Genomic DNA, 19,081 nt, shown 5'->3' with positions numbered 1-19,081 from the left:
GCTAGCTGTGGGGAGGCTTAGGCGCCTTGTCGATCACGCCGCGCGCCCAGGCCTGCAGCCACTGTGTGGCGGTCTGCCCGTTCGACGACCAGTCCGTGGTCGTGGCGTACAGCGCGTGCGAGTTGCCGGCGAGCACCTTCTGCAGCTCGGGCAGCGTGGTCGCGATGTTGCCGGCCTGGAAGATGTCCTTGGGCTGGTTGCAGATCGGGTCCTTGTTGCCGCACAGCGAGACGGTGCGGTCCTTGACCGCGCCGAAGCCGCCCTCGCGCTTACCGCGCAGCGACAGGCTGCCGAAGCTGAAGCCGCCGTAGGCGACCTCGACGCCCACGCCGGGCGGGTTCGGGCCCGCGGTGCGGGCGTCGCCGGGCTCGCGCCGACCGTCCGAGATGAGGCCCACGCCGAGGATGTTCTCCGCCGGGACGACACCCTTGCCCGCACCGACCTCGGCGGCGATGTCCCCCGCGATCACGGCGCCCTGCGAGAAGCCCATCAGCACGAAGCCTGTGAGCTTGCACTTGTCGTAGACCTTCTTCATCTGCGCGACCGACTTGTCGTAGCCCTCGGTGCGGGACTTCTCGTACGAGGCCTGCCCGTCCGGCGGGATGGCGACGGGGTTCGACAGCTGCGCGACGTACGGGGTGGTCCACACGTCGGCGCGGCTGTCCGGCAGCGCCGCCGCGAGCGGCGCCGTCACCTTGAGCATCAGCGAGTTCGGGTTGAACGTCGGCCGGTAGGGATCGTCCTTCGACGACGACTCCAGCGTGCCGGGCACCGAGATCACCTGCACGTCCGGGCAGTCCGCGGGCTGCGAGGTGGGCCGCGCCGCGGTCGCGGACGGGCTCGACGAGGAGCCGTCCGGCGAGACCGGCGGCAGCTCCGGGCCGGGCCGCAGCCAGGTGCCCACGAGGATCGCCAGCAGGACGAGCGCGATGATGACGACCACGCCGACGATGATCGTCACCGGCGAGAACCTGCGTCCGCCGCTCGGCTTTCCGGGCTCCTGGTGCGTCACGGGATCACTTCTTGCAGTACGAGGCCCGCGCCTCGGTGATGAACTTCTTCGCGTTCCCGGAGGCGGCGTCGCCGTCGTACGGGCCGAGGATGCCGACCACGAAGGGCTCGAGGTTCTTGGCGTCGCGGCCCGACTTGTCGTACTCGCACGCGAACTGCGCGGCGTTGATCACGACGTCGTCGGGGGCCTTCACGCCGTCCTCGCGGACCTTCTTGATGAAGTCCTTGTCCTTCTGCGTCAGCGCCGGGTTCGAGGCCGAGCTCGCGCCCGGGTAGCCCGACGGTGCCGTGGCCGATCCGGGGGCGGTCGCGGGCAGCGACGTGGGCTCGCCCTCCACCGGCGTGGTCGGCGCCTCGACCGTCGAACTGCCGCCGCACGCGACGGCACCGAGCAGCAGGCCGCCCGTCATCACTGCGGCCGCGAGGGCTCCCCGAAGTCCAGCCATGTCTTCTCTCCTTGAAGTACGTCCGGAACGCAACGCTGCCAGGCTACCGGCAGCGCCGAAGCGCAACCCTCGGCCGGGCGTCAGCGTGCGGTCGCAACCCCGTTGACCAGGGCGATCACGCCGCGCTCGAAGCGCTGCTCGAAGCCGCCCGGGATGGGCGTGGAGTCGGCGACGGGGTAGCCGAGGCGTCCGCCCTCGTACCCCTGGCGGCCCCATTCGGCGAAGATCGGCCCGTTGTTCACCACGGTCGCGGGCGTCTTCGGCGACCAGTAGACCTGCCCGCCCTGGAAGCGCTGGAAGGCGCCGGCGGGGAGCTTCGTCTCGTCGCCCAGCGGCAGACCGAGCGCCGAGCGCTCGTAGTTCAGGGCGGCGTACTTGTCGCGGATCGCGCCGCGCACTGCGCGGGCGCCGGTCTGCGGGCTCCAGTAGACGGTGCCGTGCTGGAACTGCTGGTAGCGGCCCTTCTTGTCAGCCAGGGCACGCTCGCCGCCGGTCGGGTACCCGAGCGGGCCGCCGGGGCCGCCCGTCCCCAGGTAGGCGCCGCCGATCGCGCCGCCCACGACCTGCGCGCCGGTGTCGGCCGACCAGAAGACCTGGCCGCCGCGGAAGTCCTGTGCGCGGCCCCCGGGCACGGCGTACTCGACGGTGACGCACGACCCCAGGGTCGGGGTCTTGGGCGCGGCCTCGCCGATGGCTCCGGCGATGCCGCAGGGCTTCGGGTTGGCGACGCCGAGCGCCGCCTGCACCTGCGGCCAGGCCTGGCCGTTCTCGAACTGCCAGTACGGCCAGCTGTGGTTGCCCGACGGGCGGTATAGCGCGTTCGCGGGGATCCCGAGCCGGTTGAGCTCGATCGCGAAGGCCTGGTTGGACGAGCGGGCGAGCACCTCGAGCGCCATCGCCTGCAGGTCGGTGGGCGCGCCGGTCCCGCCGGAGCCGTTGCCGGAGCTGAAGTACAGGCTGATGCCGCGCAGCTTCTCCGCCAGCTTGAGCGGATCGTGCTGCGCCCAGGCGGGATCCGTGGGCGGGCCGTACATGGCGTCGGCGTTGAAGCCGCCCGCGTCGCGCATGGCGATCGCGATCGACTCGGGGGTGCCGGGGGTGCTCGTGGAGAGGATGCCGGAGTAGGAGCCGGCGAACCGGTACAGGCCCTTGTTGCGGGCGGCCAGGGTGAAGGCGGCGGTGCCGCCCATGGAGACGCCGGCGGCGGCGCGCGCGTCGGTGGCGCGCCAGCCCTGCTGCAGCAGCGGCGGCAGCTCCTTGGCGAGGAAGGTCTCCCACTGGTAGTTCTTGCCGTTGTCGGGGCGCTTCCAGTCGGTGTACCAGCTGGACTGGCCGCCGACCGGCAGCACGACGGTGACGTTCTTGTCGCGGTAGAAGTCCGCGACGTTCGTCTCCAGCAGCCACCCGTTGCGGTCCTCGCGCGCCCGCATCCCGTCGAGCAGGTACAGCGTGGGGAACTTCGCCTTGGGGTCGGCGTGCCAGTCGCGGGCGAGCAGCAGCTGGATCTTGATCGAATCGTTCATCGCCGCGGAGTAGACGGTGAGGTCCACCTGGTGATCGCCCTGCCACTGCGCGTCCGTGATCCGGGACTTCGCGGGGGCCGGGTCCGCGTGCGCGGGCGCGGGGTTCAGGGCCGACGGTGCCGCCACGACGGTGCCCGCCGCCACGGCCCCGGCGACGAGCAGCGTTCCGATTCGGCCCAGCGATGACATGGGACCAGTGTTACACGCGTGTCATTCGCCGTCCCGGTGCCGCGCCAGGGCGAGCTGTGACGAGCGCGACGGCGCGGGAACCGGCGCTCCGACCGGTCCGCACTCCCACCAGCGCAGCACGACCCTGCCGCGCCGGTGCCGGGTCGCGAGCCGCTCCTGCGCCGCCGCCACCTCGTTCGGGACGAACCGTTCGATGGGGCCCACGATCTCGGGCCGCCGCAGCACCCGCCGGTTCCACCACGCGAGGCGGTCCGCGACGCGGGTCGCCCGCCGGACGTTGGCGTCGACGCGCCGACGGTGCGCGAGCGTGTGGACGGTGTCGGCGCGCACCGCGACGATCGTGTCGACCGGGGAGAACCACGCGGTCAGCGCCGGGCCGAGGCCCGCGGCGTCGACGATCGCGTCCACCGGAGGCGCACCGTCGGACTCGAGGGCCGCGCCGTCGAGCACCAGGTCGGCCCCGATCCGCCGCAGCAGGGGCTCGTCGGCGGGGCGGGCGATCGCGATCGTGGTGAGCCCGGCCGCGCTCGCGGCGGAGACGAGGAACCGGCCGAGCGCGCCCGCGGCGCCGGTGATGGCAACGGCGGTTCCGGGGCTGAGCTCGTCCACGATGGACGAGGCGGTGACCCCGTTGAGGGGGATCACCGCGGCGGCGTCGGCGGCGAGGCCGAAGGGCAGCGGCGCCGCGTGGTCCGCGTCGACCGCGACGTACTCGGCGTAGCTGCCCGCGTGCGCGCCGGCGCCGGGGAGGGTGAGGGCGTTGACCACGGCCCCGACGGGCAGCCGCGGGCTCCGCGAGGCGACCACCTCGCCCGCGCACTCCATGCCGAGGACCAGCCCCGGCCCCAGATCGCCCGCGTACGCGCGCATGCGCCCGGTCCGGAAGCTGACGTCGACGGGGTTGACGCCGCAGTACCGGTTGCGCAGGACGACGCGGTCGGGGCCGTCGAGGGTCTTGACGTCGTCGAACGCGGTGAGGACCTCGGCGCCGCCGAAGTCGCGGACGCCGATGCAGCGGCCGGCGAAGTCCACCTACCCCAGCCTCTCGGGATCGAGCCGGTCGAGCACGGATCGCGCCGGGCCGCCGCCGTACTCGGCCGCGGACCGCGGCGCGGCCGAGATCTCGACGAGGAGCCCCTGCAGCGCGACGGCCTCGGGGTAGCGGGTGTACCGGCGGCCGAACCTGCCATCGAGCAGGTCGAGCCAGAACCGGACGAGCTTCGCCGTGCCCGCGGGGCTCCCGTCGGCCGGCGGCGTGAAGTCCAGGGCGACCGGGGGGACGGTGCCGGCGGTGGACCAGTGCCGGACGCGGTCGAAGTCCCACGCCGGGTCGTCGAACCGGATCTCGAAGTACTCCCGCTCCCCGCCGCGCCCGACCGCCGTGATGTCGAAGACCCGGGAGCGGCTCGGGTGGCCGAACCCGGCGTACCCGGTGACCACGGCGCCGCCCAGCTCGAAGGCCAGCTGCACCGTCTCGGGCAGCACGGTGGCCGCCGCGGCGTAGTCGGACTCCACGACGGCCACGGACCGGAGGCGGACGTCGCGGGCGCTGCCGCCGAGGAGGTGGATCGCGAGGTCGAGCGGGTGGATCACCTCGGAGACGACGCCGACGGTGGGACGCGGGTCGTCGAATCTGTTCTTGGCCCAGGCGAAGTCGATCCGGGCGATCCGCAAACCCGCCGCGGCGACGCGGTTCCGCACATGATCGACCGCCGCGGAGTAGCGCTCGATCGTGTTGAGTGCGAACCGGTCCCGCTCCGCCCACGCGGCCGCCCAGCCGGCCCCGACGTCCTGGTGCGGGGCGACGAGCGGCTTCTCGCTGACGACGAATCCCGGCGCGGCGCTGAGCAGATCGAGGATCGCGTCGTGCTGGTCGTCGTTGACGGCGTTGATGAGGAAGTCCGCGTCGCGCAGCGCGTCGGCCAGGTCGGTGGGGGCGAGCGCGGCGAGCCGGGCGGTGTCGCCGCGGCCGTGCTCGCGGATCTCGATCTCGGGCGCGCCGGCGAGCCGCGTGGCCGCGTGCAGCGCCTCACGCAACCGGGTGCCCTCGTAGCCGGTGCCGAACAGGTCCGCCCGGGTCATCGCAGGTCCTTCCGGAAGTGGGTCTCGCCGTCCTCGGCGTAACCCCTTCCCCGGTACAGCGCCTCCGCGGCCGGGGTCGACGCCAGCACGACGGTGCGCGCGCCCCGTCCCCGCAGCCATTCCTCCCCCGCCGCGGTCAGCCGCGCGGCGAGACCCCGGCCCCGCGCCGGCGGCGCGACGAACACGCCCTGGATCCAGCCCGTTCGACCGGTCGGGGCCGCGGGGCCCGCGAGGTGCCGGTCGACGATCGCCGTCAGCGTCCCCACCACGGCGCCGTCGACGACGGCCACCAGGGTGCGGGCGTCCGGGTTCGCACCCCGGAGCTCCTCGTCGAGCTGCGCCCGGTAGTGCGGGCGCCAGTCGTCGGCGCCCGTCGCCCAGGGCGCGCCCGGGTCCGAGGCGAACAGCTGCTCCCGCAACCGGACCGCGGCGTCCACGTCGCCCGCGGCGAGGGCGCGGACGGCGAGGAGGGTCGCGGCGGTCACTCGATCCCCAGGTCGCGGAAGACCGTTCCCAGCGCGGTCGCGAGGTGCTCGATGTGGTCGTACGTGTGCGCCGGGGTGACGTTGATCCGGAAGCGGCTGGTGCCCGCGGGCACGGTGGGCGGGTTGATCGGCTGGACGTAGATCCGATACTCGTCGAACAGCTTCCGCGCGGCGCGGGTGCACAGGAGCGCATCGCCGATCCGCACGGGGAGGATGTGCGTGGAGGAGGCGGACATCACCGTGATGCCGTGCGCCCGGAACCGCTGCCGCAGCAGCTCGGTCTTCGCCTGCAGATCTGCCCTCAGGTCCTCCGCCCCGCGGACGATCTCGACGCTGCGCCGCGCGGCCACGCAGGTCGCCGGCGGGAGCGCCGTGGTGAAGATGAAGCCCGGTGCGAAGGAGCGGATCGCGTCGATCAGCCAGTCCCGGCCCGCGATGAATCCGCCGATGACGCCGATCGACTTGGCGAGAGTGCCCTGCACGATGTCGATCTCGTCCAGCAGCCCCAGCGAGGCCGCGATGCCCCTGCCCTGCGGTCCGTACATCCCGATCGCGTGCACCTCGTCCAGGAACACCAGGGCGCCGTGCTCCTTGGCGGCGGCGACGAGCTCGGCGATCGGCGCGACGTCGCCGTCCATCGAGTACACGGACTCGAAGACGACCAGCTTCGGCACCCCCGGGTCGGCGGCGCGCAGCTGCTCGCGCAGGTGGTCGACGTCGTTGTGGCGGAAGACGTGCCGCGCGTTCCGGTTCCGCCGGACGCCCGCGATGATCGACGCGTGGTTGAGCTCGTCGCTGAAGATCTGCAGCTCCGGGTAGACCAGGCTGAGCGCCTCGATGGTGGCGTCGTTCGAGCCGTAGCCGGTGGGGAACACCAGCGCTCGCTCCGTGCCGAACCACTCCGCCAACACGGCCTCCAGCGCGATGGTCTCGCGGTTCGTGCCGCCGATGTTGCGGGATCCGCCGGCGCCCACGCCGTACTCGGCGAGCGCGGCCTGCGCCGCCGCGATGACCTCCGGATGCTGCGCCATCGCGAGGTAGTCGTTGCTGCACCAGACCACCACGTCGGGATCGCCCGACCCGTCGGCGCCGACCGCGGCGGCGGGGAAGGCACCTGCCCGGCGGTTGATGTTGGCGAACGTGCGGTACTCGCCGACGGCGCGCAGCCGGTCGAGCCTGCCGCGCGCGACGGATTCGTAGTGGTTCTGGGTCGCGAGGAGGGAAGAAGACACGCCGGTACTCACTTTCGTCGAAGTGGTGGAGCGAGGAGGGTGGCCGAGAGGGTGCTGCGGATCGCGACCGTCAGGCGACGGTGGCGGTCTGATCGACGCCGGCGCCGCGGGCGATGCGGAGCCGGACGAGTTGGAGGAGGAAGGCGAGGAGGAGCGGACAGGCCGCGAGGAGCGCGAGGGAGCCGCCGACGGTGCCGCCGGCCACGAGGGCGGCGCCCGCGGCGGACCCGATGGCCGATCCGAGGTAGTTCGCGGACGCGTTCGCGGCGACGGCCGTCGGCCCGTTCTCGCGGGCGGCCGCGAGCAGCGTGTGCTGCTGCGGCGCCAGCGAGGACCATCCCAGCGCGCCCCAGAGGAAGAGCCCGGCGGCGAGGACGACCGCGGCGGGCTCGAGGCCGATCACGAGGAGGACGAGCGCGAGCGTGGCGGTGATCGCGGCCGTGATCGCGAGGGTGTTCTTCAGCGCGTCGACGATCCGCCCGATGGCGAAGACGCCCACCGCGCCGCCGATCCCCCAGATCCAGATGGAGAGCGTGAGGTGCTCCGACAGCGACGAGGTGGAGAGCAGCGGGCTGATGTAGGTGTACAGGCCGAGCGAGCCGATCCCCGTGAACAGGGTGACCAGCACCGTGAGCAGCGTGGGCGTCGCGGTCAGGGAGCGCAGGCGCGCGGTCAGGCCCGGCGCCTCGATGCGCGGCAGGGGCTCACCGCCGCGGAACCGCACGCCCAGGAGCGCGAGAACGCCGAGCGCGGTGATGATCCCGATCGTCGCGCGCCAGTCGATGCGCTGCCCCACGAGCAGGCCCAGCGGTACGCCGAAGACGCTGCCCGTCGCCATCCCGGCCAGCACCAGGCTCAGGGCCCGGCCCCGCCGCTCGGGCGCGACGAGGTGCGCCGCGACCGCGGAGGACAGCGGCGAGTACACGCCGGCGGCGGCGCCGGCGATGACCCGCGCGACGATGAACACCGCGATCGTGGGCGCGAGGACGGTCAGCAGGTTGCCGGCGGCGAACACCGCCAGCGCGATGGTGAGGTTGCGGCCCGAGTCGCGCCCGGCGTGCCCCGCGAGCAGCGGGCCCGAGACGGCGTACGCCCCGGTGAAGGCGGTGACGCCGAGGCCGACCAGAGACTGCGTGGTGTGCAGGTCGTCCGCGATCGTGGGCAGCAGGCCCGCGATCACGTAGGCGTCGAGTCCCAGCGCAACGCTGCCGATGATGAACGGCCACAAAGCTCGTACCACGGGCTATCACTCCCCACGTCGTCGCCGATCCGGCGAATTCCCATTCCTGCGCTAACTACATAGGAGCCCGTACCCTCCGGCAACCGGTGGCGGCGGTTCGAGTCATCACTGCGCGCAACCTTGACGAGCCGACGTGATACGACTTCATGATCGGAAGACGGACGAAACGGATGAGGTGATGGCATGGCGGACGCCGTGGGAACGCCGTTCACGCTGGACGTGAACGGGCTGACGATCGCGGGCGACCGCTGGGCCGCGTCCGGGGACGCGGGGACGACCCTCGTGCTGCTGCACGGCGGCGGCCAGACCCGGCACTCGTGGGATCGCACGGCCGCGGCGCTCGCGCAGCGCGGGCACACCGTCATCACGCTCGACGCCCGCGGCCACGGCGACACCGCGTGGGCCGCGGACGGCGCGTACGCGCTGGGCGACTTCGTCGGGGACCTCCTGGGCGTGCTGCGCACGCTCGACGGTCCGCCGCCCGTGCTGATCGGGGCCTCGCTCGGCGGCATCACCAGCCTGTGCGCGGTGGGCGAGAACCCGGGGATCGCCTCCGCGCTGGTCCTGGTGGACGTCGTGGTGGACGCGGAGAAGAAGGGGATCGACCGGGTCACCGACTTCCTCGGGGCGCACACCGACGGATTCGCCACGCTCGACGAGGTCGCCGACGCCGTGGCCGCGTACAACCCGGCCCGCAAGCGCGGCCGCAACCTCGAGGGCCTGAAGAAGAACGTGCGGCAGCGCCCGGACGGCCGGTGGTACTGGCACTGGGACCCCGCCTTCATCCGCGGCGAGGACCGCAACGAGGCCCGCATCCAGGACAAGGGGCGGCTCGGCGCCGCGGCCGTGCACGTCACCGTCCCCACGCTCATCGTGCGCGGCGGCAAGTCCGACGTGGTGAGCGACGAGGGCGTGGCGAAGATGCTGGAGCGGGTCCCGCACGCCGAGGTCGCCGACGTCAGCGGCGCCGGGCACATGGTGGCGGGCGACGACAATCAGGTCTTCGCCGCCGCGATCGAGGACTTCCTCGACCGCCACGACCTCTGAGACCGCGCCGTACCGTCTCCGGGGGCCTTCGGCCCGTCAGGCGCGCGAGGCGGGCTTCGACCGGAGCATCGCGGCATCTGCCGCGGCGATGGCGGCGCCGGTGTCCGAGTGCTCGGACACGCGGACGGCGCCGACCGTCGTGCTCACCTCGACCTCGGTGCCGGCGACCGTGATCGGCGCCCGCCCGACGGACTCCCGCAAGCGCTCGACGAACTCGTCCGGATCGGCGTCCGCCGCGCGGGAGACGATCACGAACTCGTCGCCGCCGACCCGGTAGACCGCGTCGTCCGGCCCCATCGCCGAATCGATGCGGCGGGCGACGCCGCGCAGCAGTTCATCGCCCGCGCCGTGCCCGAGCCCGTCGTTGAACCGTTTGAACCGATCCAGGTCGGCGTACGCCACCACGGTGACGGTCGCGGCCTGGTCCTCGTCCGCGAGCATCAGCTCGAGGGCGTGCCGGTTCGGCAGCCGGGTGATCGCGTCGGTGGTCGCGGTGCTGTGCAGGGTCCGGGCCGCCGACCGCAGCTCGAGGACGCTCATCGCGAGATCCGCCAGGTCGGCGAGTCCCTGGATCTGGCGATCGTCGAGTTCCCCCGGCTCGGGGCCGTAGATGCGGACCGTCCCCACCGGCAGCCGGTCCGCGGTGCAGATAGGGGCCGCCGCGAACAGGTGGATCGTGGGCTTGGCCAGATGCAGGAAGCGCTTCGCCTGGAAGCGCTCGTCGACCTGCGCATCCGGCGCGTACAGGACCTTGTCGTCCTCGATGGCGAGCGCGCAGAGGCTGTCCTCGCGCGAGGCGTGCACCGGCGGGGTGCCGTACGACGCGACCGTGTAGTGCCGGTCGAAGTCGAGGATGTTCACGGACCCGAACGGCACACCGCACAGCACCGCGGACAGTTCGGCGATCCGCTCCAGGTCGGGGATCGGCGGCGAGTCCATGATGCGCAGCGACTTCACCGCCGCGACGCGGTCGTGTTCCCGGGGGTGCAACAGGACGGTCACGGTTGCATCTCCTACTGAAACTCGGTTCGTCTTGCTATTCGAAACAGGATACGCGGTCCGGCACGCGGAAGAGCCGCATTGAGCCAGGCGAAGATTCAGTCACCGGGCGTCCGCGCCGGGGTCGCCCGACGTCCGTCGGCGGACCTCCGGCTCGAGGACGGCGCCCGGGTTCAGCAGCCCGGCGGGGTCCCACGCGTCTTTGACGCGCCGCATCAGGGCCACCTGTTCCGGGCCGCGCTGCCGCTCGAGCCAGGCCCGTTTCGCCCGGCCGACACCGTGTTCCGCGCTCACGGTGCCGCCGAAGGCCAGCACCTGCTCCAGCACCGCCGCCTCCAGCCGCTCGGCGAACTCCTCCGAGAATCCGCGCTCCGGCGCCGACGTGCCGGGCAGCAGGTTGACGTGCAGGTTGCCCTCGGCGAGGTGCCCGAACAGCACCGGCTCCACCGCGACGCCGGCGCTGTCGGCGACCTCGCGGACGGCGCGGACCACGGCCTCCCGCGCGGCGGCGAAGGCGGCGAGCGGCACGCCCACGTCGAGCTTCACCGGCACCCCGGCGGCGCCCACCGCCTCGGTGGTGCGGGAACGGTAGCGCCACAGCCTGGTTCGATCCTCCGGCCCGGCGACGGCGATCCGGTCGTCCGGGAGGAGCCCGGCGACGACTCCCGCCGCCTCGGGCGCACCGTCGAACTCCGCGAACACCCAGCAGCCGTCCGTCGGGAGCGGCGCGGGCGCGTCGAGGTGGGCGGCGACGCGGGCGACGGCGGCACCATCGGACCACTCCAGCGCGAGGAGCCCGGGCAGGCCCCGCAGCACGGGCACCGCCGCGACGGCCTCGCCCGGCGACGGGAAGGCGAGCGCGAGCACGGTCCGCGCGCGCGGCGCGGGGTCGAGGCGCCAGGTGACGTCGGTGATGACGGCGAGGGTGCCCTCGGAGCCGACGAGTTGGCCGACGAGGTCGTAGCCGGTGTTGTCCTTCGGCAGCGGGCGGCGGCGGTCGAGGACGGCACCGTCGGACAGGACGGCCCGCAGCCCGGCGATGCGGGCCCGCGCCGTGCCGTAGCCGAGCACCTCCGCTCCCCCGGCGTTGGTGGCGGCCGCGCCGCCGACGGTCGCCGACTCTCCCGACGCGAGCGAAAGGCCGCAGGTCAGGCCGCGCGCGGCGGCGAAGGACTCCAACGCCGCGAGGGTGACGCCCGCGCCGGCGACGACGGCACCGTCGGACACCTCGCCGATCGCGTCGAGCCCGCGCAGCGACAGCACGACGGCGCCGGCGGGCGGCACCGCCCCGGCGACGAGGCCGGTGTTGCCACCCTGCGGGACCACCGGCACGCCCGCGGCGGCGCACTCCCGCACGACGGCGGAGACGGCCTCGACGGTGCGCGGGCGCGCGACGATCGCGGGCCCGCCGCGCCACCGGCCGGTCCAGTCGGCGACGTACCCGGCGACGGCGTCCGCGCCGGTGAGCACGGAGCAGTCCGCGATCGCCCGCAACGCCCCGCTGATCGCCATCAGGGCTTCGGCATCGACTTCTGATCGTCGGTGAGCGGCGGCGGGACGTCCATGCGGCACATCCGCAGCGTGTACTCGGGCACCCGGTCGATGCGCAGCTTCATGTTCGCGAGCGAGAGCTTGAAATTGCGCTTGAACAGATCGAAGGTGAGCGGCGCGGAGTACGAGTCCTGCAGCTGCTGGATCTGCGGGCAGGTCAGCGCGACGCGCGACTGGTTCACCCAGTCCGGGTCGATGAACGGCGGCAGCGCCGGCTTCTTCGGGTAGGCCTTCGCCTCGGCGACGGCCCAGTCCGGGAACATCTCCTTGTCGTGCCCGATGCGGCCGTCCTCGAGCCGCGCGGTGTGCGAGGCCATCGGCCAGGCGAGGCCGATCTGGTCCCAGACGCGCACGTCGAGCGGCAGGTTCATGCCGGTCATGCCCAGGTTGGTGAAGAAGACGGTCTGCCGCAGCGGCACGTCGTCGGGTCGCGGGTAGGGCAGCGGATCGATGAACCACCAGTCGTAGTCGAACGACGGCAGGTAGACGCCGCCGCGCGGGGTCGCGCGCAGGATCTCCTGCAGCGACGTCATGCGCGGGTAGTCGAGGTAGTCGTCCGCGGTGAGCGGGTGCGCGTGGCCCGTCTGCAGCGAGTAGAAGGCCCGCTCGTCGACGATGCCGCTGGTGCCGATCGCGGTGCCGTCGGGCTGGCCGCGGAAGGTGGTGGCGTGCAGGGCCCAGCCGAGGACCAGCACCCACAGCACTGCCGCGACCGCGGCGCCGGCGGTGCCGGTGGCGAGGCGGGCGATGCCGCGGACCGTCGAATCCTCGGGGCGGCGGGACGGTATCCGCAGCGGGATCACCATGACCGGCAGGAGCAGCAGGAACAGCGGCGCGAGCAGCACGCGGCCCGACATGAAGTCGCCGCCCTGGCGCAGCCAGTACAGCGTCTCGATGAGGCCGCCGAGGAACATCACGGCGACGATCACCGCGGGTCGCTGCAGGTGATCGCGCAGGCCGCGGACGCCGCCGCGCGGCAGCCGGAAGCGGCCGGTCAGCGGGGTGCGGGCGCCGCGCGCGGGCAGCAGGATGATCGGCATCGCGATCGCCAGCGCCAGCACCGGCAGCCACAGCGAGTACGGCTCGACCAGGTTCATCAGGTAGGCGAAGCCCTGGCCCCACTTCGAGCCGCTGGCGTCCTTCGCGACGGCCGTGTTGGGCACGGGCAGGCCGTAGTAGCCCATCCGGAAGATCTGGTACCCGACGGGCAGTAGGCCGGCGGCGGCGGTCAGCGCGAGCCGCAGCTTCAGCCCGACGGGGGCGAGGAACATGACGATGAGGACGAGGCCGCCGACGACCGCCATCTCGGGCCGCACCAGCCAGGACAGGCCGGCGACGAAGGCCGTCGCGCACGTGAGGATCCAGTAGCGGACCTGCTCGCGCCGCTCGACCGGCGCGCGGTCGGCCTGCGACCAGCAGATCGCGAGGTACCACAGCAGCGCCACCCAGAAGATGGTCAGCGAGACCTCGAGGCCCGACGTCGCGAAGTCGCGGGCCGGGGGCAGCGCCATGTAGACGAGGCCGCCGGCGGGCAGGAGCAGCAGGCCGGAGCCGCGCAGCCGCGCCCAGCCCGGGCCGCCGCGGTACAGGCGGGCCGTGCCGAGCATGGCCAGGGGGATCGCGGCGACGGACAGCACCAGCGCGACGGTGAGCACCACGTACTCGGTCTGCACGCCGCTGATCCAGGAGAAGAACCAGATGAGGTACGTCCAGGCGGCGGAGGTGTTGACCTCGACGCGCTCGCCCGCATTGAAGACGGGGCCGTTGCCGGCCAGCAGGTTCCGGACGGTGCGCAGCACGATGAGGCCGTCGTCGGCGATCCACCGGCGCTGCCAGGCGCCGTAGCCGAACAGGACCGCGCACGCCGCCACCCCGAGCCAGAAGCTGACTCGGGGTGCGGAGAAGGTCGACGGGGCCGTGCCGGCGGACTCGCCGGCCTCGGCGTCAGGCGAAGTAGACCGCGGCAACGACTGTTCCGATCCACGCGATCGCGAGCACCTGCAGCACGCGATCACCCAGGGCGATCTCCTCCGGCTCGCCCGCCTCGCCGCCGTCGACGTCGACGGCGTAGCGCAGGATCGCGACGGTGAAGGGCACCATCGACAGGGCGTACCAGATGTTGTCCGGGTGCTTCGTCGTGTCGAAGGCCCACATGCCGTAGCAGAGCACGACGGCCGTGGCCGCCAGCGTCCAGACGAACCGCAGGTACGAGGTGGTGTAGTACTCCAGCGACTTGCGGATCTTCGCGCCGGTGCGCTCGGCGAGCTGCAGCTCCGCGTACCGCTTGCCCGCGGCCATGAACAGCGAGCCGAAGGCCATCACCAGCAGGAACCACTGCGACAGGCCCTTGGGCAGCTCCGCGGCCACGCCACCGGCGACGGCGCGCAGCAGGAAACCCGAGCTCACGATGCAGATGTCGATCACGGCCTGGTGCTTGAGGCCGAAGCAGTAGCCCAGCTGGATCACGATGTAGGCGGCGATCACGATCGCCAGTTCCTTGTTCGCGAGCAGCGAGACCGCGATAGCCGCGGCCCCGAACAGGAACGACAGCACGTAGGCCAGGTTCACCGGCACCACGCCGGCGGCGATCGGGCGGTAGCGCTTGGTGGGGTGCTGGCGGTCGGCCTCGACGTCGAGGGCGTCGTTGATCAGGTAGATCGACGACGCGGCCAGGCAGAACGCGACGAACGCGATGCCGACGTTCCCGAAGTTGACGAACTCCAGCTGGTCGCGCCCGGCGGCCAGCGGGGCCACCACGACGAGGACGTTCTTGACCCACTGCCGGGGCCGGATCGCCTTGATCAGTCCGGCGGCGAGGTTCGACGGTGCCTTCGGCTCGCCGTGCTCGATCGGCTCCTCGCTCATCAACCCTGCTTCCCGTTGTTCCGGCACGCCGCGCGGCGCGTCCACAGTCTCTCACCCTCGATCGCGGCCAACGCGGTCGCCGCTCCGATCGCGGCGCCGGCGGCGACGTCCGTCGGGTAGTGCACGCCCAGCACCATGCGGGAGGTGAGCATCGGCGGCACCACCGCGGCGGGCGCCAGCACGGCGCCGCCCGGGATGCCGGACGCGCGGCCCAGCAGGATCGCGCCGGCCGTCGAGCTGGTGGCGTGCGACGACGGGAAGCTGAGCTTGCTCGGGGTGCCGACGCCGACCGTGATGTACGGGTGGTCGGGGCGCTTGCGGCGCACGATCCGCTTGATCACGACGGACGCGGCGTGCGCGACGAACGCGCCGACGCCCGCGGTGACGTACTCCTTGCGGCGCTTCGGCTGCAGCACCGCGCCGAGCGCGGCGAGGCCGAGCCAGCCGAGGGAGTGCTCGCCGAAGTGGCTGAGGCCGCGGGCCGCGGGCAGCACGCCGGGGCGGCCGGCCAGCTGCGCCTGCACGCCGACGAGGATCATCTCCTCGGGGCTCAGGGCCTGCTCCGGGGCGTTGCTCACTTGCTCTCCTCGATCTCGTTCCGCTCCGCTTCCCGCGCCGCGGGCTCGAAGATCTCGGACCACGCCTCGCGGCTGGTCAGGTCGGCGTACGCGGCGCGGTAGCGCTGCTGCATCTCGGCGAACCGGCGGTCCACCTCGCGGTGCACGGCCAGGCTCTCGCGCATGAGCGCGAACATCTTGTCCCGGTCGCGCTGGCGGTAGACCACGCCGCGGCCGTCGGCCGTGGTGACGGTGACCCCGTCGACCCGGCCCAGGCTGAACCAGCGCGCCTCGAGCGGCGGGTAGTTGGCCTGCGGCACCTCGTGGTTGTGCGGATCGGCGGGGCGCAGGTTGTTGCGCACGGCCTTGACCAGCGTCGACACCTTGGTGACGGGGTTCAGCGGGATCCGCGTGCCGAACGCCGTGGCCTGCCCGCTGGTGCGCGGCAGCTCGGTGGCGCTGGGCAGCACGACGGCGTCCGGGTACTCCTTGCGCATCGCGGCGATCTTCGGCAGCGCGGTGGGCAGCAGCTCGTAGAGCGCCTCGGGGCCGCGGAGGAAGTCGCGCATGGCCTCGATCTGGATCGCGACCGTCGAGTACTCGAGGCACAGCAGGTGCTTCATGAGCGCCTTGATCGAGCTCTTGATGATGCCGCGGTGATCGCCCTCGTGGTGGATCGACGCGACGACGAGCCGGTTGCGCAGGTGGAAGTAGGCCTGCCAGTCGATGGCGTCGTCCTTGTCGGACCAGGCCATGTGCCAGATCGCGATGCCGGGCACCGTCGCCGTCGGGTAGCCGGCGCGGGCGGCGCGCAGGCCGTAGTCCCAGTCGTCCCACTTGATGAACAGCGGCAGCGGCAGCCCGATCTCCTCGGCGGCGACGCGAGGGATGAGGCACATCCACCAGCCGTTGCCGTCGACGTCGATGCGCCGGTGCAGGTTCTTGCTGTTCTCCTTGTCGGAGAGCGGGTACTCGGCGAAGTCGTGGTCGTACTCGACGAACGGCGCCGCGGTCCACATGAAGGCGTTGCGGTCGATGACCTCGCCCATGCAGTGCAGGTGGCTGCGGTCCTGCAGGTTGAGCATCTGCCCGCCGACCAGCATCGGGGTCTTCGCGAACCGGGCGAACTGCAGCGCGCGCAGGATCGAGTCGGGCTCGATCGCGATGTCGTCGTCCATGTACAGCACGTACGGGCTGTCGGTGAGGCGCAGCGCCTCGTACATGATCCGGCCGTAGCCGCCGGAGCCGCCGAGGTTGCCCTGCTCGAAGCGGCGGTAGCGCTCGCCCAGCGGGGCGATCGCGGCCGCGTAGTCCGGGTGGTCGATGACCTTCTTGTTGCCCTGGTCGGGCATGAGCACGGCGTCGATCACGCCGTCGACCAGCGGATCGCTGGTCAGCGCGGCGATCGCGGCGACGGCGTCGTCGGGCCGGTTGAAGGTGGGGATGCCGACGGTGACGCGCTTGTCCGGCAGGCCCTCCTCGCCGATCGTCGCGTACCAGCCGGCGGAGATGATCTCGGTGTCGCTGTCCGCGGTCACGTCGAACCAGATCCAGCCGCCGTCCTCGAACGGGCCGAGGTCGGTGGCGAACTCGGCGACGCCGTAGCCGGTGGCGTCGGTCTGGACCAGGTCGCCGCCCAGGGCGATGCGCGCACCGTCGACCTTGGAGCGGTAGAGGTCGACGCGGGCCGTGCCCTTGAGCTCGATCCGCAGCACCACGTCCTTCAGGACGGTCCAGCGGCGCCAGTACGACGCCGGGAAGGCGTTGAAGTAGGTGGCGAAGCTGACCTCGGACTCGCCCGCGACGTTGAGCGACGTGCGGGTGGGGGCGTGCGAGCGGCGCGAGTTGGTCTCGGCCTCCTCGAGGTACAGCGAGCGCACGTCGAGCGGCTCACCCGGGCGCGGCAGGATGACGCGCTGCAGAAGGGTCTTGGCGCTGGTCACTCAGGCCTCCTCGGTGAGCGCGGCACCGGTTTCGAGATGCGGGCGCAGGGTGTTGTCGAACATCGACAACGCGCTGGCGATCGCCATGTGCATGTCGAGGTACTGGTAGGTGCCGAGCCGGCCGCCGAACAGGACCTTCCGCTCCGCGGCCTCGGTCTTGGCGAGCGCCCGGTAGGCCGCGAGCATCTCGCGGTCCGACGGGGTGTTGATCGGGTAGTAGGGCTCGTCGTCGTCGTTGGCGAAGCGGCCGAACTCGCGCATGATGACCGTCTTGTCGGACGGGTACGTCGTGCGCTCGGGGTGGAAGTGGCGGAACTCGTGGATGCGCGTGTACTGCACGTCGGCGTCGTTGTAGTTCATCACCGGGGTGCCCTGGAAGTCGCCGACCGGGAGGACCTCGGTCTCGAAGTCCAGGGTGCGCCAGCCGAGGCGGCCGGCGGAGTAGTCGAAGTAGCGGTCCAGCGGGCCGGTGTAGACGATCGGCGCGTCCGGGGAGGCGGCGACGACGGCGTCGCGCACGTCGAACCAGTCGGTGTCGAGCCGCACGTCGATGAGGTCCGAGGCGGCCATGTTCTCGAGCCAGGCGGTGTACCCGTCGACGGGCAGGCCCTCGTGGGTGTCGCTGAAGTACCGGTTGTCGAAGTTGTAGCGCACCGGCAGGCGGGTGATGTTGCCGGCGGGCAGGTTCTTCGGGTCGGTCTCCCACTGCTTGGCCGTGTAGTGCTTGATGAACGCCTCGTAGAGGGGGCGGCCGACCAGGGAGATCGCCTTCTCCTCGAAGTTCGCGGCGTCCTTGGAGTCGAACTCGGCGGCCTGCTCCTGGATCAGCGCCTTCGCCTCGTCGGGCGTGAAGTAGCGGCCGAAGAACTGGCTGACGAGGCCGAGGCCCATCGGGAACTGGTAGGCCTGGCCCTTGTGCATCGCGAAGACGCGGTGCTGGTAGCCGGTGAAGTCGGTGAACTTGTTGACGTACTCCCACACCCGCTCGTTGGAGGTGTGGAAGAGGTGCGCACCGTACTTGTGGATCTCGATGCCGGTCTCCGGCTCGGCCTCCGAGTAGGCGTTGCCGCCCAGGTGCGGGCGGCGCTCGATGATCAGCACCCGCTTTCCCAGCTCAGCGGCCGTGCGCTCGGCGACGGTCAGGCCGAAGAAGCCGGAGCCGACCACGATCAGGTCATAGGACTGGGGGGAAGAGGTTGCCACGGACGTTCAGGGTACCGGCCGGGCGGCGTGGATGACGCCACCCGGCCCGGGCCTGTGACTAAGCCACCGCGCCCGGCACCGTCGGGACGGCCAGCGGGGTCGATCCCGCCGGCGCCGCGGGTGCCGCCGGAGCGGCGGGTGCGGTGGTCGCGGCGGCCGCGGGAGCGGACGGGACGGCCGGTGCCGCCGGGGCGGCGGGCGCCGACGGCGTGGTCGCGCCCGGGGTCGCGGCGGCGGCCGTGTCGCCCGGGGTGACGGGGACCGCGGGGACGCCCGTCGGGGTGTCGCCCGGGGTCGGGTTGATGCCGACCACGTCGCCCCAGCCCGGGATCAGGTTGAGCAGCGGGAGCGGCGGCAGGCTCGGCGCGCCGCCCGCGGCGAAGGCCGTGGCCCAGTTGAGGAGGGTCGCGGGCGCGGAGACGCCCGACGGGACCACCTGGGCGCCGTTCGCCTTCGAGTAGTAGATGGTGCCGTTCTGGTACGACTGCAGCATCGAGCCGTCGGGGAAGGCGATCGGGTTCGCGACGACGCGGCCGAGCGTGCCCTTCTCGCCGCCCGCGGCGGCGTACGCGGCCTCGACCGCGGCCTTGCCGGTCACGGCCTGCACCACGGGCGCCACTGCGGAGGCGGCGGGCGGCGCGGGGATGCCCGGGATCGCCGGCGCGGCCGGCGCGGTGGGCGCAGCGGCGACCGTCGGGACCGCGGGGG

At 72.5% G+C, this 19,081-nt stretch carries 16 protein-coding genes and 1 pseudogene; 1 reads left to right on the top strand and 16 read right to left on the bottom strand.

What is annotated here, in order from left to right; genetic code table 11:
* Position 1 precedes the first annotated feature (1 nt).
* The 8 genes from LB823_RS14915 to LB823_RS14880 form a co-directional block, all read right to left on the bottom strand.
* Positions 2-1,012, bottom strand: coding sequence for a cutinase family protein (locus LB823_RS14915; protein WP_224648019.1), 1,011 nt, complete (start codon positions 1,010-1,012; stop codon positions 2-4).
* 4 nt (positions 1,013-1,016) lie between these two features.
* Positions 1,017-1,457, bottom strand: a complete 441-nt coding sequence (locus tag LB823_RS14910) for a DUF732 domain-containing protein (protein ID WP_224648018.1) — start codon at positions 1,455-1,457, stop codon at positions 1,017-1,019.
* An 80-nt stretch (positions 1,458-1,537) separates the two neighbouring features.
* Positions 1,538-3,169, bottom strand: coding sequence for an alpha/beta hydrolase-fold protein (locus tag LB823_RS14905; RefSeq protein ID WP_224648017.1), 1,632 nt, complete (start codon positions 3,167-3,169; stop codon positions 1,538-1,540).
* Between the two features lie 21 nt (positions 3,170-3,190).
* The gene (locus LB823_RS14900) at positions 3,191-4,201 is read right to left on the bottom strand and encodes an alcohol dehydrogenase catalytic domain-containing protein (protein WP_224648016.1); all 1,011 of its coding nucleotides are present in this window, start codon (positions 4,199-4,201) and stop codon (positions 3,191-3,193) included.
* Positions 4,202-5,251: a hypothetical protein gene (locus tag LB823_RS14895; RefSeq protein ID WP_224648015.1), complete on the bottom strand. Its 1,050-nt coding sequence runs from the start codon at positions 5,249-5,251 to the stop codon at positions 4,202-4,204. It abuts the gene before it with no gap.
* On the bottom strand, positions 5,248-5,736 hold the full coding sequence (locus LB823_RS14890) for a GNAT family N-acetyltransferase (protein ID WP_224648014.1): 489 nt from the start codon (positions 5,734-5,736) through the stop codon (positions 5,248-5,250). The genes LB823_RS14895 and LB823_RS14890 overlap by 4 nt, the downstream gene beginning before the upstream one ends.
* Positions 5,733-6,968: a 5-aminolevulinate synthase gene (gene hemA / locus LB823_RS14885; RefSeq protein ID WP_224648013.1), complete on the bottom strand. Its 1,236-nt coding sequence runs from the start codon at positions 6,966-6,968 to the stop codon at positions 5,733-5,735. Before hemA ends, LB823_RS14890 begins: the two co-directional genes overlap by 4 nt.
* 70 nt (positions 6,969-7,038) lie before the next feature.
* On the bottom strand, positions 7,039-8,208 hold the full coding sequence (locus LB823_RS14880) for an MFS transporter (protein ID WP_224648012.1): 1,170 nt from the start codon (positions 8,206-8,208) through the stop codon (positions 7,039-7,041).
* Positions 8,209-8,391: 183 nt separating this feature from the next.
* On the opposite strand from LB823_RS14880, the gene LB823_RS14875 reads away from it, so the two are divergent.
* Positions 8,392-9,255 carry an alpha/beta fold hydrolase gene (locus LB823_RS14875; protein ID WP_224648011.1) on the top strand — a complete coding sequence of 288 codons (864 nt, stop codon included), beginning with the start codon at positions 8,392-8,394 and terminating at the stop codon, positions 9,253-9,255.
* Between the two features lie 36 nt (positions 9,256-9,291).
* On the opposite strand, the gene LB823_RS14870 is transcribed toward LB823_RS14875, so the two are convergent.
* The 8 genes and pseudogenes from LB823_RS14870 to LB823_RS14835 form a co-directional block, all read right to left on the bottom strand.
* Positions 9,292-10,257, bottom strand: a complete 966-nt coding sequence (locus LB823_RS14870) for a sensor domain-containing diguanylate cyclase (RefSeq protein WP_224648010.1) — start codon at positions 10,255-10,257, stop codon at positions 9,292-9,294.
* Between the two features lie 99 nt (positions 10,258-10,356).
* Entirely contained in the window at positions 10,357-11,766 is a 1,410-nt protein-coding gene (locus LB823_RS14865) for an FAD-binding oxidoreductase (protein WP_224648009.1), read from the bottom strand.
* Positions 11,766-13,772, bottom strand: a complete 2,007-nt coding sequence (gene zomB, locus LB823_RS14860; protein ID WP_224648008.1) for a flagellar motor control protein ZomB — start codon at positions 13,770-13,772, stop codon at positions 11,766-11,768. Before zomB ends, LB823_RS14865 begins: the two co-directional genes overlap by 1 nt.
* Positions 13,750-14,670, bottom strand: a complete 921-nt coding sequence (locus LB823_RS14855; protein ID WP_224648007.1) for a decaprenyl-phosphate phosphoribosyltransferase — start codon at positions 14,668-14,670, stop codon at positions 13,750-13,752. The genes zomB and LB823_RS14855 overlap by 23 nt, the downstream gene beginning before the upstream one ends.
* Entirely contained in the window at positions 14,670-15,209 is a 540-nt protein-coding gene (locus tag LB823_RS14850; protein ID WP_224648048.1) for a phosphatase PAP2 family protein, read from the bottom strand. Before LB823_RS14850 ends, LB823_RS14855 begins: the two co-directional genes overlap by 1 nt.
* Before the next feature lie 35 nt (positions 15,210-15,244).
* The gene (locus LB823_RS14845; protein WP_224648006.1) at positions 15,245-17,170 is read right to left on the bottom strand and encodes a glycosyltransferase; all 1,926 of its coding nucleotides are present in this window, start codon (positions 17,168-17,170) and stop codon (positions 15,245-15,247) included.
* Positions 17,171-18,373 (bottom strand): UDP-galactopyranose mutase, encoded by a 1,203-nt coding sequence (gene glf / locus LB823_RS14840; protein ID WP_224648005.1) that lies wholly within the window; start codon positions 18,371-18,373, stop codon positions 17,171-17,173. It lies immediately after the preceding gene.
* A 58-nt stretch (positions 18,374-18,431) separates the two neighbouring features.
* Positions 18,432-19,081: pseudogene (locus LB823_RS14835) on the bottom strand (hypothetical protein); the annotation flags it as partial.

It is taken from the genome of Tsukamurella sp. M9C (assembly GCF_020169415.1).
In the GTDB taxonomy this organism is placed as follows: Bacteria; Actinomycetota; Actinomycetes; order Mycobacteriales; family Mycobacteriaceae; genus Tsukamurella.
The sequence above is the reverse complement of the archived record's forward strand: the minus strand, read 5'-3'. Positions and strand labels throughout refer to the sequence as shown.